The sequence below is a fragment of the Edaphobacter aggregans DSM 19364 genome (genome assembly GCF_000745965.1).
GTDB classification, from domain to species: Bacteria; Acidobacteriota; Terriglobia; order Terriglobales; family Acidobacteriaceae; genus Edaphobacter; species Edaphobacter aggregans.
Window position 1 is genome coordinate 114603 of record NZ_JQKI01000012.1, and the last position, 15409, is coordinate 130011.

Consider the following 15409-nt stretch of genomic DNA (forward strand, 5'->3'; position numbering starts at 1 on the left):
CGGAAGCTTCCAACGAGACAGACGACGAAAGACCAAAACGGGACGCACCTGCGACTTATTGAATTGTGGTTTTATTGGATCGTCACCTGGTACTGGTAGGTGTGACGAACCGTATTAGTGCCGTCGCTTCCGGCAGTGGTAAGGGTGAAGACCTGGGTTCCGAGCGGGGTTCCGGGATCGGTGACGGTGGGAACGTCCGTGGCCTGCGTCCCCGCGCCGCACCCGATGTTCGCCGTCAGGCAGAGGGCAGCGAAGAACAGTGCCAGTCTCGACCACCCGATGCGGCGGCGAGGCGCGGCAAAGCAGAACAGCGCGGCAAGAGCCGTGCCCCCAAAAAAGTTCCACCGGCCGTCAAGCCTGGCCTTTTGCGTTGTGGTGGTCGTCGTGGTGGCCGCCGTCGTCGTGATCTGCAGCGTCGTGCTGCCGCCACCACTGAGCGTGACCGGGCTGAAGGAGCAGGTCGCCTCAGCGCTTGACGGCGGAGAGCAGCCGAAGGTCACAGTGCCTTTGAAGCCTCCAACCATGCCCAGCAGCATTACCACCTTGCCCGTCTGCCCTGCCTTCAGGGTCAGGGTCTGCGGCACGCTGGTAAGGTTATAGTCCGCCATCGTGATTGCGAGCGTGGACGAGGTCGCGATGCTGAAGTTCGCGTCGCCGCTATAGATGGCGTAGACGCTGTGTGTGCCTGCGAGCAGGCCGGTGGTCGAGAAAGTCGCGATGGACTGGTTCGGACCGTTAGGCGTCAGCGGCGTAGGCGTGCCCAGCTGAAGCGCAGATCCGTTGAAGGTGTCGTAGAAGGTGATGCTGCCCGTGGGGCCGACGGAGTTCGTCGCCGTGGTGAAGACCGTCGCCGTAAAGACAAGATTGACGCCGGCAAGCGTCGTCGTGGTGTTCGAGGTCAGGGTAAGGGTGGAGGGCAGAAGCGTTGGCTGAACCGACTGTGGGACTGAGTTGCTTGGATTCCAGTTCGCGTCGCCGCTGTACTTTGCGACGATGCTGTGCTGGACGTTGCCGGAGAGCGTCTTGCTCGTCGTGGCTGCATTGGTCGCAACCGGCACCGTCGCGATCAGCACGCCATTGTCATAGAACGTCACGTTGCCGCCAAAGCTATATGTATCAGTGCCATTGCCCGCGTTGTTGATGGTGGCGGTGAGCGTCACCGGCTGGCCGGCCTGCGGAGACTGCGGGGTCAGGCTTATGGTCGTAATCGTGTTTCCCTTCGCCGTCGTGAAGGTAAGGTCGACAGGGGTCTGGCACTGGAAGTTCTGGTTGCCCGCGCAAGTCACCTCCACCGTGTACGGCTGCGTCTGCGGCTTGGGAGCGTTGATGACGATGTTGGACGTCGCCGTGTTTCCGCCTGGATTCGGGGAGAGCGTTGCATTGAAGACTGCTCCCGTAACGGCCTCAATCGTTGCGGTCACGGTACCGGAGGGGGCGGCTGAAGAGGTCGGCAGCTTGACCGTCGCCGTAACCGTTGCAGTTGCTCCGTAGGGTACGTTCTGGGTGGGAGAGATCGTCGCCGCCAACGTGGCAGTCACAGATCTAACATTAATTCCTATACCGGTACTGGTACTGGGCGCATAGTTTGGATCCCCGGAGTAATTCGCAATGATCGTATAGGCGCCGAAATCCAGACTGCTCGTATGAATGTCGCCGTGCCATTTGTCAGCTGTGCGGAGCCGATGGTCGTCCCCTGCAATGAGGTAAAGGTTACTGTACCCGTAGGACCCGTTGCAGCATAAGACGAGGGTGTAATGGAAGAAGCCAGTTTGATCGGCGTGCCATAATCCACAGTGTATTGATCCGCAATGAGCGACGTTGTCGTACTGATGGAACCCGTGCCGCGCGGAAAGACCTTCACCAGTGTCTGAAGGTTCACCATGCCGAGCCCCGTGTTCGCTTCCCATGTGCCGCTCGCTCCATCGGGCTGCGTGTAGAGGTCGGGCGTCGATGCCAGCGAATACAGCGTGGCGTTGATATTGCCCTGACGACCTCCCCCCTCCGTCTGCTGCAGGATCGATGCCATCGCGTGTGTGAAGTCTTCGATCGATGTGGTCGTCAGATCGGGCGCATGACGCAGGCCATCGTCAGGCAGTCCCGGCGCGCTCTGCCAGGAAGGACGAGGGTCAACGACTGCAAGAGGCGACGTGAGCGGGGCCGTGATCAACGCAGTGGCTTCGGCAAGATCGCCTGCCTGCGCTCCGATGCTCTGCGCATCGCAGGTGTTCGACGTCACGACCGTAATGCCCTGCGCCGCGGCCTGGCGGAAGAGCGCGCGATAAGCCTCATAGTCCGGCTGGCTCAGCGTGCCGGTGCAATCGCTCGTCGTCAGCGCGAGAATCGGGGAGGAGTTTGCATCGATCGCCGCTGCTGCAGCATCGAGCGGATCGGTCGCATCGCTCGAGAGGATCGTCGTCAGCCCGTTCGTCGAGATCGCCGCGACCTTCGTCTTCACGGGAGAAGGCATGTCGTCGAGGCCGGAGATCTCAGCGATCGCAGAGGAGACCTCCTGCGGCATCGACGGGCGTACTGTGCTGGCGTAGTACTGCGTTCCCGACACACTGTAGGCACGCAGTGTGACGGCAAAGGCTCGCTGCACCTGGTCTGCGGTGCCTGAGACCGCGATGCGCGTCTTTGTCGCGGCGACACCGTCGACCGAGAGTCCCTGCGACTGAAGCCACGCCGTCGTCGCGGCGATCTGGTCGTCCGTAGCTCCGTACGTTGCGGCGAACTGCGGCGGGGTAAGCCAGTGATGGTATGACGAAGAAGAGGGCGTGATCTGCTGATCGAGGGCAGCCTGGCGATCGGGAGTCGCCTGCAGACGCAGCGTCAGATGCATGGGCTGCGAGACCGGCAACGGGCCCACATCGACTGCCTCGGAGGGGCTGTCGATTGCGTCGATCGTACGCGCCGCAACCACGCGCTGCTGCGCGTGCAGAGAGGAAACGACAAAGCAAACAGGCAGAAGTGCCGCCACGACGGACGGCAAAGCAACGCGGACTCTGCGATGCAAAGGATGACGTGTAACCATGGGCATTCCGCACGATGGTTACAGACGTGCCTTCAAAAGGCAACGCAAACGGACAGCCGAAAGGGGTAATTCGACTGGTCCTTTTGTGGGATGGTCAACGAGCGATCATCGCGGTCAAACTCAAGCGTTACAGCGCGTACTTCCCTGCCCGGATCACATGCTGCGCCACCTGCCGCCGAAGACCGATCGTGTCGGCCGGATCATGCTTCGCAAGCCTGCGCAGGATCGCAAGCTGCGTGCGAAGCATGTCACCCTCGGCAACAGTAGCGATCACACGCCGCGCGGCCAGCTCGATCTTCTCCATCGCCACCGAAGCGTAGATGCGAGCCATCGCCACGGGAATCTCGGCTGTGCCTTTTGCCGAGAGCTTCTCCGCGCGCAGAATCGCCGACTCCATCGCGAAGACCTCGATGATCATGTTAGCGATGGCCCCCATCACCTCCTGCTGTTCGGTCAATTGCTGCATGTACTTCTGCGTTGCAGCGCCTGCAGCGAAGAGCCCAAGCTTCTTCGCGCTCGCAAGCAGGTTGAACTCCTCCGCCAGCGGCCCCTCACGCTCCTCCTTCTCGACCGGGCCGGCCATCACCTCGTCCATCACCTGCTTGATGGCGGGCATCAGCGCAAGCTTGCCGCCCATCGCCGACTTCATCAGCCAGCCCGTGATGATCAGCCGATTGATCTCGTTCGTGCCTTCAAAGATGCGGTTGATGCGCGAGTCGCGGTAGGCGCGCTCCGCCGGATACTCCTCCACGTAGCCATAGCCGGCGTAGATCTGCAGTATCTCGTCCACGACAAGGTCGAGCATCTCGGAGTCCCACACCTTGCAGATGCTGCACTCGACGGCGTAGTCCTCGATCGCCTTCTGGATCGCCGCAGTGTCGTGCTTGTCCACCTGTGCCAGCGCCGCGTCGATCATCCCCACTGCGCGGTAGCTGAGAGCCTCGCCCACAAAGACGCCAACGGCGCAGTCGGCAAGCTTCTCCTGTATCAATCCAAACTCGGAGATCGGCTTTCCGAAGGCCTTGCGGTCCTTCGCATAACGAATCCCGTTGGCGATGCACATGCGCGCTGCGCCCACAGCGGCATTGCCCAGCTTGTAGCGGCCGACGTTCAGGATGTTGAACGCGATGTGATGACCCTTGCCAACCTCGCCCAGCAGATTCGACGCAGGAATCCTGCAGTCGGCGAGAATCAGCGGGCACGTAGAGCTGCCGCGAATGCCGAGCTTGTGCTCCTCCTTGCCGACGGTGAACCCCGGCGTCCCGCGCTCGACGAGAAACGCGGTCAGTCGCTCCTTGCCTGCATCCTTGCCCTCCTTCACCTCGCACTTCGCGAAGATGGTGAAGAGATCGGCAAAGCCTGCGTTCGTGATCCACATCTTCTCGCCGTTGAGCGTGTAGGTCTGGCCATCCTCCGAAAGCACAGCGCGCGTTCGCGCGTTCAGGGCGTCAGAGCCGGAGGTCGACTCCGAGAGCGCATAGGCGCCGATGAACTCGCCGCTCGCCAGCTTCGGCAGATACTTCTTCTTCTGCTCCGCCGTGCCGTACCACACGATAGGCAGCGTACCGATCCCGACGTGCGCCGAGAACGCAACCGAGAAGCTTCCCTGCTTGGCGATGTTGTCCGCGATGATCGCCGACGTCACCTTGTCCATCTCAAGGCCGCCGTACTCCTCGGGGATATCGACCGACGTGAGCCCAAGTTCGCTTGCGTGCTTGATGAGGCGTCGCGTCACGGAGAAGTCCTTCGCTTCGATCTGGTCCGAAACCGGAACGATCTCGTTCAGAGCAAACTCCGCCGTTGTCTGCGCGATCTGGCGATGCTCCTCGGTGAAGTCTTCGGGGAAGAAGCAGTCGGCAGGAGTTGGGTTGGAGATGAGGAAGCTTCCGCCGGGAATGATCTTCTTGTCAGTGGGCGTTGGGGTCGTCATTGTGGCCATGATGCGGCTCCTTACGTGAACTTAATTGATAGCCTCGAAGATTCCAGCGGCGCCCATGCCTCCGCCGACGCACATGGTTACCATGCCATACTTTGCGTTGCGGCGAGGCATCTCGCGCAGCAGCGTCGCGGTAAGTTTCGCTCCCGTGCAGCCAAGCGGATGCCCCAGCGCGATCGCTCCTCCATTGACGTTGAGCTTCGTCGGGTCGATGCCGAGCACCTTAATTACGGCCAGCGACTGCGCCGCAAATGCCTCGTTCAGCTCAATCACGTCGATTTGATCCAGAGACAGACCCGCCATCTTCAGCGCCTTCGGAATCGCGTGGATCGGGCCGATGCCCATCTCCTCGGGATCACATCCCGCGTAGGCGAAGGCGATGAACTTCGCCATCGGCCTGATGCCCAACGACTGCGCACGCCCGGCGGACATGACGACCGCCGCCGCTGCACCATCGGAGGTCTGCGACGAATTTCCCGCTGTCACCGTTCCATTCGCATGAAAAACTGGCTTCAACTTCGCCAGCGCCTCGAGTGAGGTATCGGCACGCGGTCCCTCATCCATCCTGAAGGTCGACTCCACCACCTCAGCCTTGCCCTTGCCATTCACGCTCGTCGACGTCACGGGCACAGGAACGATCTCATCATCGAACCTGCCCGACTGAATCGCCGCAAGCGCCTTCTGATGGCTCTGGTACGAGAACTCGTCCATCGTGTCGCGCGTGATGCCGTAGTGCGCCGCCACACGCTCCGCCGTCAGCCCCATCGACATATACGATCCGGGATAGTTATCGACTAGCCACGGATTCACCGAGATCTTGTTGCCCCCGAAGGGCACATACGACATGCTCTCCGTTCCGCCGGCGACGATCACGTCCGCACCGCCTCCGCGAATGCGATCCGCCGCCAGCGCAATCGACTGCAGACCCGAGGCGCAGTAGCGATTGATCGTCATAGCCGATGCAGTCACCGGCAGGCCCGCGCGAAAGCTCGCGACACGGGCGACGTTCATTCCCTGCTCGGCCTCAGGCATCGCACAGCCGAGGATGACGTCCTCCACCTCCGACTTATCGAGCTGAGGCACGCGCTCCAGCGCGCCGATGATCGTAAGTGCAGCGAGATCGTCGGGCCGCGTCGTGCGTAGCGTGCCACGCGGAGCCTTGCCAACCGGCGTGCGTACTGCTGAGGCGATAATGACTTCGTTGTTCATGATGCTTCCTTCCTGCTAGTTCCTTAGCGGCTTGCCGGTCTTGAGCGTAAAGGCGATGCGCTCCTGCGTCTTCTTCTCGCCGCAGAGCGAGACAAACGCCTCGCGCTCCAGATCGAGCAGGTACTGTTCACTGACGGGTGTGCCTGGAGCCACCTTGCCTCCGGCGAGAATGTATGCGGCCCAGTTGGCCACCTTTGCGTCGTGGTCGGAGATGTACTGTCCCTCGCGCATCGTCCACACTGCGAGCTTCAGCGTGGCCAGCACAGATTCACCCGGCGCCGGAATATCGGTTCGTGGAACAGGCGCCGTGTAGCCTGCATCGGCCTGAGCACGCGCCCGCAGCTTCGCATCCGTCACCAGTCGGTCGCGATTGATCGTGATGCTGTCCGAGTGGCGCAGGAAGCCAAGCCCGCGAGCCTCAGCTGCGCTCGTCGAGACCGTCGCCTTCGCTATGGTCTCAAAGTTCTTCTTGATCGCCTCGAAGATCTCAACGCCCTCGCCGCGCGCATCCGGCCGAATGCTCGAGCCTGCCTCGATCGATCGAAGCACGATCTCCTTGCAGCCGCCGCCTCCGGGGATCAGGCCAACGCCAGCCTCCACCAGTCCCATGTACAGCTCGGCATGCGGCTGTCGTGCTGCGGCGTGCAAGCTGATCTCGACGCCTCCGCCCAGACACATTCCGTATGGCGCGACGACAACCGGCCGCGGGCAGAACTTGATCGCCTGCGTCATGTTCTGGAAGCTCCGCACCATCAGGTCAACCTCGTCCCACTCCTGCTCCTGCACTGCGAGCAGAAGCTGCATCAGGTTCGCGCCGACGGAGAAGTTCGTCGAGTCGCCTGTGATCACGAAGGCCTCGAAGTTCGCCACCTGCTCGCTCGTGGGCTTCAGCGTCTGCGTGATCAGCGAGACGATGTCGCCCCCCAGAGCATTCATCTTCGAGTGCAGCTCAATCGCCGCCACGCCATCGCCCAGATCGACCACCGACGCTCCGGCATTCTTCTTCATCACGCCGCGTGCCTTCTTGATCGTCGCAATCGACGTCGTTCCCTCGGCCGCGGGAACAGGCTTGTAGCTCTCGGCGAACGGATCGAAGTAGCACCGGCCGCTCGCCGAGCTTACATCGTCGCGATACCACGTTGGATTCGCCTCACCGTTCTTGCCGGCCCACGCCAGCAGCTTCTCCACGTTTGGCGCAATCGTCAAACCGGCGGCGCGCATCTTCTCCGTCGTCGCGCGTACACCGGCCGCGTCGAAGAGCTCAAACGGCCCAAGCTCCCAGTTGAAGCCCGTGCGCATCGCCGTGTCGACTTCGACGATGTTCTCCGCAGGCTCCGTGTCGTCCTTCGAGACGCGATTCGCCGCGTAGGTGAACAGCTCCGTCAGCAGAGGCCAGTAAAATCGCGCAGCCTTATCGGTCGTTGCGTCCGAATGCAGAAGCTGCGCCACACGCGCGCCCGTCGCTTCGACGTTCTTCGCCATCTCCAATGCCGGAAACTTCGGCCGCTCTGCCGGGCGATAGTCCAGCGTCTGCCAGTCGAGCACGTGGCGCAGGTCGCGACCCTCGGCATCCTTCCCGGCCTTCTTGTAGAAGCCCTGCCCCGCCTTGTCGCCGATCCACTTCTTCTCCAGCATTGTGCCGATGAATGCAGGGAGCTTCACGTCCGAGCGCTCGTCGCCGATGCCCGCGGCCTTCGCCTCGAAGTTGCGCGCCACATGCACCAGCACGTCGATCCCGACCATGTCGCCCAGGCGAAACGTTCCCGTCTTCGGCCAGCCCAGCGCCGAGCCGGTCAGCGTATCGACCTCTTCGATCGTCAGCCCCTGCTCCTGCATCAGGCGAATCGCATTGCCCATTGAGAAGGTCCCGATGCGGTTCGCAATGAAGTTCGGCGTATCACGCGAGCGCACGATCGCCTTGCCCAGGCGCTGATCGCAGAAGTGCGCAATTGCCGCAACTGCCTCTCGATCGGTCTCGGCCAGTGGAATAATCTCCAACAGCCGCATGTAGCGCGGCGGATTGAAGAAGTGCGTGCCAAAGAACAGCGGCTTCATCGCTGCCGGAAGTCCATCGGCGAGGCTGGCAATAGGCAGTCCGCTGGTGTTCGTCGTCAGAATCGCGTCGCCGCGCCGGTGCTGCATCACCTTCGCATAGAGCGCGTGCTTGATCTCAAGATTCTCCGCGACCGCCTCGATGATCCAGTCGCAGTCTGCGATCAGCACCATGTCGTCTTCGAAGTTCCCCGGCGTAATCAGCCTCGCTGACTCGACCGCGTAAAAGGCTGCCGGTTTGGCCTTCTTCAGCCCGTCCATCGCGGAAAGGACGATCCTGTTCCGCTCCTGTTTCGGAGCCGCCGCGTCCACGTCGGGAGGAACGATGTCGAGCAGGACAACCGGAAGTCCGGCGTTGGCAATATGTGCAGCGATCCGCGATCCCATGGTTCCGGCGCCGAGGACAGCAACCTTGCGAATGGTTCGGCTGGGCGCGGAGTGTGTGCTGGTCGGCATGCTGGTGATCTCTCCCTCCGGCGAAAGCCCGGACGCGGTGAAGCATACTGAATGACCATTCAGTCCGTCAAGAACAGCAAAACAACACACGGTAAATTTCTCATTCTGAGACGCATTCGTGCTCCGCCGCACCACGAACCGTTATGATTCGGACGAGCGCTACGAGACATTGAGCGGCGCCTTGGAGGTAGCAGATAGAGATGAAGACCTTCTCACGGAGAGAGTTTTGTGCGCTGGCCGGCGCAACCGCTGCCAGCCTTCGCAGCATGGATGCCTGGGCGGCACCGCTCAAGGGAGCCTACGAGCTGGTAGCCTCCACCGACCGCACCCGCATCCTCGCCGCAGCTGACAAATACCTCTCTGAGCAGCCCATCACCGTCACGGCCTCGCACTCCGAGCGCAGCCCCGGCGGCGCACACGATTTCTTCTCCGAGGGCGACTACTGGTGGCCAGATCCTGAGAACCCTGGCGGCCCCTACATCCGCCGCGACGGCGAATCCAATCCGCAGAACTTCAACGGCCACCGCGAGGCGATGATCCGGCTTAGTCTCATCGTCCCTGCTCTCACTGCGGCGTGGATGCTCACGCGGCAGAAGAAGTACTCCGATCACGCCGAAAAACACCTGCGCGCCTGGTTCGTCGCCCCCGACACGAAGATGAATCCGAGCCTGCAGTACGCCCAGGCTATCTTCGGGGTGAGTAAAGGCCGCGGAACCGGCATCATCGACACGCTGCATCTCGTCGAGGTCGCCCGAGCCGCCACGCTGCTGCGCAACGGCAGCGCGCTTAAGTCCGGCGCGGAGGTTCGCCGCTGGTTCGCCGACTACCTCGAATGGATGCGCACCTCGAAGAACGGCCAGGAGGAGCGCGACGCCGCGAACAACCACGGAACCTGCTGGGTCCTGCAGGCCGGCGAATTCGCCCGCTTCACCGGCAACACCGAGGTCATGGAATGGTGCCGCGACCGCTTCCGCACCACGCTCGTCCCCAAACAGATCGCGCCCGACGGCAGCCTTCCTCTCGAACTCGCGCGAACCAAGCCCTACAGCTACTCGCTCTTCGACATGGATGTGCTCTGCGGCATCGCGCAAAGCCTCTCCAACAGGCAGGAGAGCCTCTGGAGCTTCTCAACTCCTGACGGCCGCGGCCTCGCGAAGATGATGGAGTTCATGGTTCCCTTCATCGCCGACAAGTCGAAGTGGCCCTACAAGCACGACGTCGAGCACTGGGACGACTTCCCTGTCCGCAATCCGGCGCTGATCTTCTCCGGCATCGCCTATGACAAGCCCGAGTACATCACGGTCTGGAAGCGGCTCAACCCCGACCCCACCGTCCCCGAGGTCATTCGCAACTTCCCCATCCGCCAGCCGCTTCTGTGGATCTCCTGAACCTTCCGCAAAGAAAGAGAGCCGCCGGAAATCATCGCATCGGCTCTCTCTGTTCTGCAGTCTGACTACTTCCCGCCCGCCAGCCGGTTCATCTGATAACCCGCCATCAGGAAGCCTCCCACGCCGTACACATGGCTGGACGAGGGCTTGAACTTGCCCGGCTGCGCATCCACCGGCTGAATCGAGCCCAGCCGTCCGTCCGCGTAGACGTGCTGCAACATTCCCTTCCACGACTTCTCAACAACAGGGAGGTACGTCTTGCGATCGAGGATGTGCTCGTTGATGCCATACGCAATCGCGTACGTAAAGAACGCCGAGCCCGAGACCTCCGGAAGCTCATACGCGCCCGGATCGAGCAGTCCCGAACGCCACAAGCCGTCTTCGCCCTGGATGTTCTTCACTGCCTCGGCCATCTCCTTGAACTGCGCGATGTACTTCGGCCGGCTCGGATAGTTCTTCGGCATGATCTCCAGGACCTTCACCAGGCCGCCCAGAACCCATCCATTGCCGCGCGACCAGTAGAGGCTCTTGCCGTTCGCCTGTTTCTGCGTCAGGTAGCGCTCGTCGCGGAAGTAGAGGTGATCGGTCGGGCTATAGAGCTTTGCCGAGGTCTGCCACCACTCCTTGTCCATATAGTCGAGATATTTCCTGTCGCCCGTCGCCTTGTACAACTGGGCCAGCACCGGAGGAGCCATGTACAGTGCATCGCACCACCACCACACCAGCTTCGCAGGATCATCCGGACGAGCCACCAGGCGATCCATCACCTCATTCGTGTTCGCCATCCGCACCGGCTTGCGCTGAGCCTTCGGATCGCGCAGGTAGAGATACATATACGACTTGCCCATCGCCTCGTCGTCGGCGTGCGGAAAGCGATTGTCGATCAGCAGCCACTGCTCTTCTTCAGAGTACTTCTCGACTGCATTCCGAAACGTCGGATCGCCCGTAGCATCCGACGCAGCAAGCAGACCGTCGTACATCGCGGCATAGGTCCACAGCCGGTTGAACGTCGGCTCCGCCACCTTCACCTGCCAGTCGGCGACCTTCTTGATCACCGCCTGGATCGCCTTCGGCTTCAGATCGGACGAGATGTCGGTGGCAAGCGGTCCGGGATCATCCGGCGCATCGCCCGAAGCCTTGGAGTCCGGCACAGGCTTATTTGCATGCGCAGGAGCGGGAGCGGCCTGCGCAAACGCAGCCGTGCTGGCGCCCACCATCGCGCTCACAGCAACCAGGCCAAGCGCACTCGCCCGGCGAAGACCACGCAAATCCAAGAAAGAGGGACGCAGAGAGAGCGACGACCCCGACGACGCGGGGGATCGCAGTTCGGCAAGAGGCATAAACGGCAGATTTCCTTTCAGTTCAGTTGAGACCCTGGTTCATGACGAGCGCGACTGCGCTGCGCAGCCTCGCGGTGTTGCCCTCAAACGAGGGCCGCAGTTTTGGAGCCTTTGAGAAGGCATTCTGTTTGAGCTCGGCCTCGATCTTCGGGCCGAACAGGTGCCAGGCGCTCGTAATGTCGCCCACAATCACGATCTCGCTCGGAGCCAGCGCAGAGGCGATCATCCGCAGGCCCCTGCCCAGATAGCAGGACATCTTTTCCAGTGCGCGGGTGGCGTTCTTGTCGTCGGCCTGCGCCATCTTCACCAGCGCGGCAAAGCTTGGCGGAGCGCCGTTGCCGCTGATCTCCCGGTAGTAGCGCAGCCCCGCACGGTTCGAGGCCAGCGTCTCCCAGCAGCCGCGCCCGCCGCAGCCGCAGGGATGACCGTCGTGCTCCATCTCCACGTGGCCGAACTCGCCCGCCATGCCATTGGCTCCGCGCAGCAGCCGGCCGTTCGAGAAGATGCCCGTCCCGATGCCCTCCGACACATTCACCACGACAATATCCTGTAGGCCGTCGCTGTCTCCGAACCACACCTCGGAGAGAGCGCAGGCGTTCGCAACATTGTCTATCTCCACGCGCAGCCCGGTCGCGCGATGAATCCTCGACTTGATGCTCTGCACCGGCCAGTTCAGGTTCGGCGCAAAGATCGGCTTCCTCAGCTCCGGATCGGCGCGCCCCGGAAGGCTGATGCCCACTCCGTCGAACGCCTTGTCCGCGTGATTCGCAATTAGCTTGCGGATCGCCGCCACGATCGGCGTGATCGCCTTGTTGGGATCGTCCGGCAGTGCCACGATATTCTGCGCGACGATCCTTCCGCCCAGATCGGTCACCGCTACCGTCGTCTGCGAGGGATGAATGTCCAGCGCAATCACGGCGCGCTGATGGTTCAGCTCCAGAAACGTAGGCCGCCGACCACGCGGAAGCCTGCCAGTCGATCCCTCGAGCACCCATCTCTCACGAATCAGGTCTTCGACGATCAGCGAGATCGTGCTCCGCTGCAAGCCCGAGACACGAGCCAGATCGGCCCGCGAGATCGGCTGTCGCGTCCGAATCAGGTTGAAGACAAGATTGCGATTGATCTGCCGAGGCGTCTTGTTCGACGCACTTTGTTTTCGCGTAAACGTGAATGCGTGGGTCGGAGGTGTTGGCATCTTGGGCGTCCTGTCTTTCCGTACCGATCGAACTGCAGCACCACAGGTAAAGCGATTTTGCAGGCTGAAATCTAAACCACTGACGATCTTCGTTCGCTTCCCCGTAACTTGACATCGCGGAGGAAGAGTCTTTATATCACTGGAAGCCCGGCATTTTGTAGACGGTCTGAATTATATGTCGCAGATTGTCCTGCTGGCCCGGCGCTTCTACCCGGAAGTAACCCCTGTACTGGAGCCCTGGCCCCGCTATGCCTACTCGCCGACAGTTCCTCGCCAGCAGCGTGTCCGCCGCTGCCGCCGCCTCATTTCTCTCGCGCTCGGCCCTTAGCGCATCTCTTGCAAGACTTGCCGATGGCGGCAGCTCGGCCTCAGAAAACTGCCGCCTCTCCGCGGGATGGGAGTACTTTCAGGGCTCGCTCGGCGGCCCCTGGGAGGTCTGGCACTCCCAGGAGGTCGCCGCCTTCCAGCCAGTCGCCATGCCCCACTGCTTTAATGCCTACGACGGCTGTGACCCGGACGTTCCCGCCTATCGGGGCCCCGGCTGGTACCGCACTCACGTCCCGATCGCCAACCCCTACCCCAACGGCCGCACCCTACTCCAATTCGAGGGCGCCGGGCAGGACACCACCGTCTACGTCGGCGACACCCTCGTCGGCAAGCACGTCGGCGGCTACGACGAGTTCATCTTCGACATCACCGGCGCCATCGCCAAACTTCCCCCTCCTCCCGCACCCGATCCAAAGAAGAAGACGCCCGCCAACGGAATCCCGCTCGCCATCCTCTGCGACAACTCCCGCGACCTCGACCGCATACCTTCGGACCTGAGCGATTTCACGCTCTACGGCGGCCTCTATCGCCACGTCAGCCTCGTCTACGTTCCCTCCGTCTCGCTCGAGACCGTCCATATCAAGACCACTCTTGCCACACCGAAGTCCCCGGCTGAGGTCGAACTGATCGCCTCGCTCTACAATCCCGCCAACACCACCACGCCCGTAACCCTCGCCATCGAGTTCCTCGATGCCAAGGGCGCCTCCGTCCACACCGCAAAGCAGATCCTCACACCGTGGACATCGGCAAAATCCCTCACCTCCTTCAGCCTCCGCACGCCCCAACTCTGGAGCCCCGCCATCCCGCAGCTCTACCAGTGCCGCATCACTCTCACTACGTCCGCCGGCGAATACACCGCCACGGAAGCCTTCGGCATTCGCCACACCGAGTGGGTCGAGCACGGCCCCTTCAAGCTCAACGGCGAGCGCCTCCTCCTGCGCGGAACACACCGCCACGAGGATCACGCCGGCTACGCCGCCGCCATGCCCGACGACCTCCTCGAGCAGGAGATGCGCCTCATTAAAGATATGGGCGCCAACTTCATCCGCCTCGCCCACTACCAGCAGTCCCGCCGCGTGCTCGAGCACTGCGATCGCCTCGGCATCCTCGTCTGGGAGGAGATCCCCTGGTGCCGCGGCGGCATCGGCAACGAGACCTTCCAGGAGATGGGCCGCCGTACTCTGCGAAACATGATCGCCCAGCACTACAACCACCCCAGCGTCCTGCTCTGGGGCCTGGGCAACGAGGACGACTGGCCCACGGAGTATCCAGAGGTCGACCAGCAGAAGATCCGCGCCTACCTCACCGAGCTGCGCGACCTCTCCCACCAACTCGACCCCTCGCGCATGACCACCATCCGCCGCTGCGACTTCTGCCGCGACATCCCCGACGTCTATTCCCCTTCCATCTGGGCCGGCTGGTACAGCGGAACCTACCCCGAGTATCAAAAGTCCCTCGAGACCCAGCGCGAGCGCGTCAAGCATCTCTTCCACGCCGAGTGGGGTGCCGACAGCCACGCCGGCCGCCACTCCGAAAACCCCGACAAGGCACTCGCCCAGGTCGCCACCGGCCACGGCACCGACGAGCGCGGCATGGCCTACCTCAAGACCGGCGGCGAGGCCCGTGTCTCCCGCGACGGCGACTGGTCCGAGACCTACGCCTGCAACCTCTTCGACTGGCACCTCAAGGTTCAGGACACCCTCGACTGGTTCACCGGGTCCGCGCAGTGGGTCTTCAAAGACTTCACCACGCCCCTGCGCGTCGACAACCCCGTCCCTCGCGTCAACCAGAAGGGTCTCATCACCCGCGACATGCAGAAGAAGGAGGCCTACTTCGTCTTCCAGTCCTACTGGTCCGACGTCCCTATGGCCCACATCTACGGCCACTCCTGGCCCATCCGCTGGGGCGCGTCCGGCGAACAGAAGATGGTCAAGGTCTACTCCAACTGCGAAAATGCTGAGCTTTTTCTCAATGGAACCTCTCTCGGCTCCCGTACCCGCAACAGCCAGGACTTCCCCGCCGCCGGCCTTCGCTGGATGACCCCATTTGTCGAAGGTACGAACAAACTGCGCGTCGTCGCGCGAAGAGGTTCGACCACCGTCACCGACGAGATCGAGTTCCAGTATCAGACCCAGACGTGGACCACTCCGGCAAAGTTCACGCTAACGGAACTCCATCGTACCGACGATAAGATCACCGTCGAAGCGAAGCTCTGCGATGCCCAGGGCGTCCTCTGCCTCGACGCCCGCACTCGCGTCCGATTCTCGCTGGCCGGCAACGGGCGTCTGATTGATAATCAGGGCACTCCCACTGGCTCCCGCGTCGTTGAGCTGGCCAACGGACGAGCCCGCTTCACCATCGAGCGCAGGCACTCTGGCGAGTCGCTGGTCGCAGTCGAAGCCATGGACCTTCCGAGCGCCTCGCTTGCGCTAGCGTAAAAACAGTACCTCGAAAGTGGCACAAATCTCGGCCACG

9 protein-coding genes are annotated in these 15409 nt (G+C 62.2%); 2 read left to right on the top strand and 7 right to left on the bottom strand.

Features of this window, described 5'->3' with window-relative positions:
- Positions 1-71 precede the first annotated feature (71 nt).
- The 5 genes from Q363_RS05500 to Q363_RS05520 form a co-directional block, all read right to left on the bottom strand.
- Entirely contained in the window at positions 72-1538 is a 1467-nt protein-coding gene (locus Q363_RS05500) for an Ig-like domain-containing protein (protein ID WP_035348484.1), read from the bottom strand.
- 17 nt (positions 1539-1555) lie between these two features.
- Positions 1556-3031, bottom strand: coding sequence for a protease pro-enzyme activation domain-containing protein (locus tag Q363_RS05505; protein WP_169746934.1), 1476 nt, complete (start codon positions 3029-3031; stop codon positions 1556-1558).
- Positions 3032-3158: 127 nt separating this feature from the next.
- Positions 3159-4970, bottom strand: a complete 1812-nt coding sequence (locus Q363_RS05510) for an acyl-CoA dehydrogenase family protein (protein WP_035348487.1) — start codon at positions 4968-4970, stop codon at positions 3159-3161.
- Between the two features lie 21 nt (positions 4971-4991).
- The gene (locus Q363_RS05515) at positions 4992-6176 is read right to left on the bottom strand and encodes an acetyl-CoA C-acyltransferase (RefSeq protein ID WP_035348489.1); all 1185 of its coding nucleotides are present in this window, start codon (positions 6174-6176) and stop codon (positions 4992-4994) included.
- Between the two features lie 15 nt (positions 6177-6191).
- Positions 6192-8684 carry a 3-hydroxyacyl-CoA dehydrogenase/enoyl-CoA hydratase family protein gene (locus Q363_RS05520; protein ID WP_035348491.1) on the bottom strand — a complete coding sequence of 831 codons (2493 nt, stop codon included), beginning with the start codon at positions 8682-8684 and terminating at the stop codon, positions 6192-6194.
- A 200-nt stretch (positions 8685-8884) separates the two neighbouring features.
- Here Q363_RS05520 and Q363_RS05525 point away from each other — a divergent pair, with 200 nt between their 5' ends.
- Positions 8885-10072 carry an alginate lyase family protein gene (locus Q363_RS05525; protein ID WP_035348493.1) on the top strand — a complete coding sequence of 396 codons (1188 nt, stop codon included), beginning with the start codon at positions 8885-8887 and terminating at the stop codon, positions 10070-10072.
- Positions 10073-10137: 65 nt separating this feature from the next.
- Here the strand turns inward: Q363_RS05525 and Q363_RS05530 are convergent, their stop codons facing one another.
- Positions 10138-11412: a glycoside hydrolase family 88/105 protein gene (locus tag Q363_RS05530; RefSeq protein ID WP_245632053.1), complete on the bottom strand. Its 1275-nt coding sequence runs from the start codon at positions 11410-11412 to the stop codon at positions 10138-10140.
- A gap of 22 nt (positions 11413-11434) precedes the next feature.
- Positions 11435-12607 carry an ROK family transcriptional regulator gene (locus tag Q363_RS05535; RefSeq protein ID WP_035348495.1) on the bottom strand — a complete coding sequence of 391 codons (1173 nt, stop codon included), beginning with the start codon at positions 12605-12607 and terminating at the stop codon, positions 11435-11437.
- A gap of 248 nt (positions 12608-12855) precedes the next feature.
- On the opposite strand from Q363_RS05535, the gene Q363_RS05540 reads away from it, so the two are divergent.
- Positions 12856-15372, top strand: a complete 2517-nt coding sequence (locus Q363_RS05540; protein WP_035348496.1) for a glycoside hydrolase family 2 TIM barrel-domain containing protein — start codon at positions 12856-12858, stop codon at positions 15370-15372.
- Positions 15373-15409: the final 37 nt, after the last annotated feature.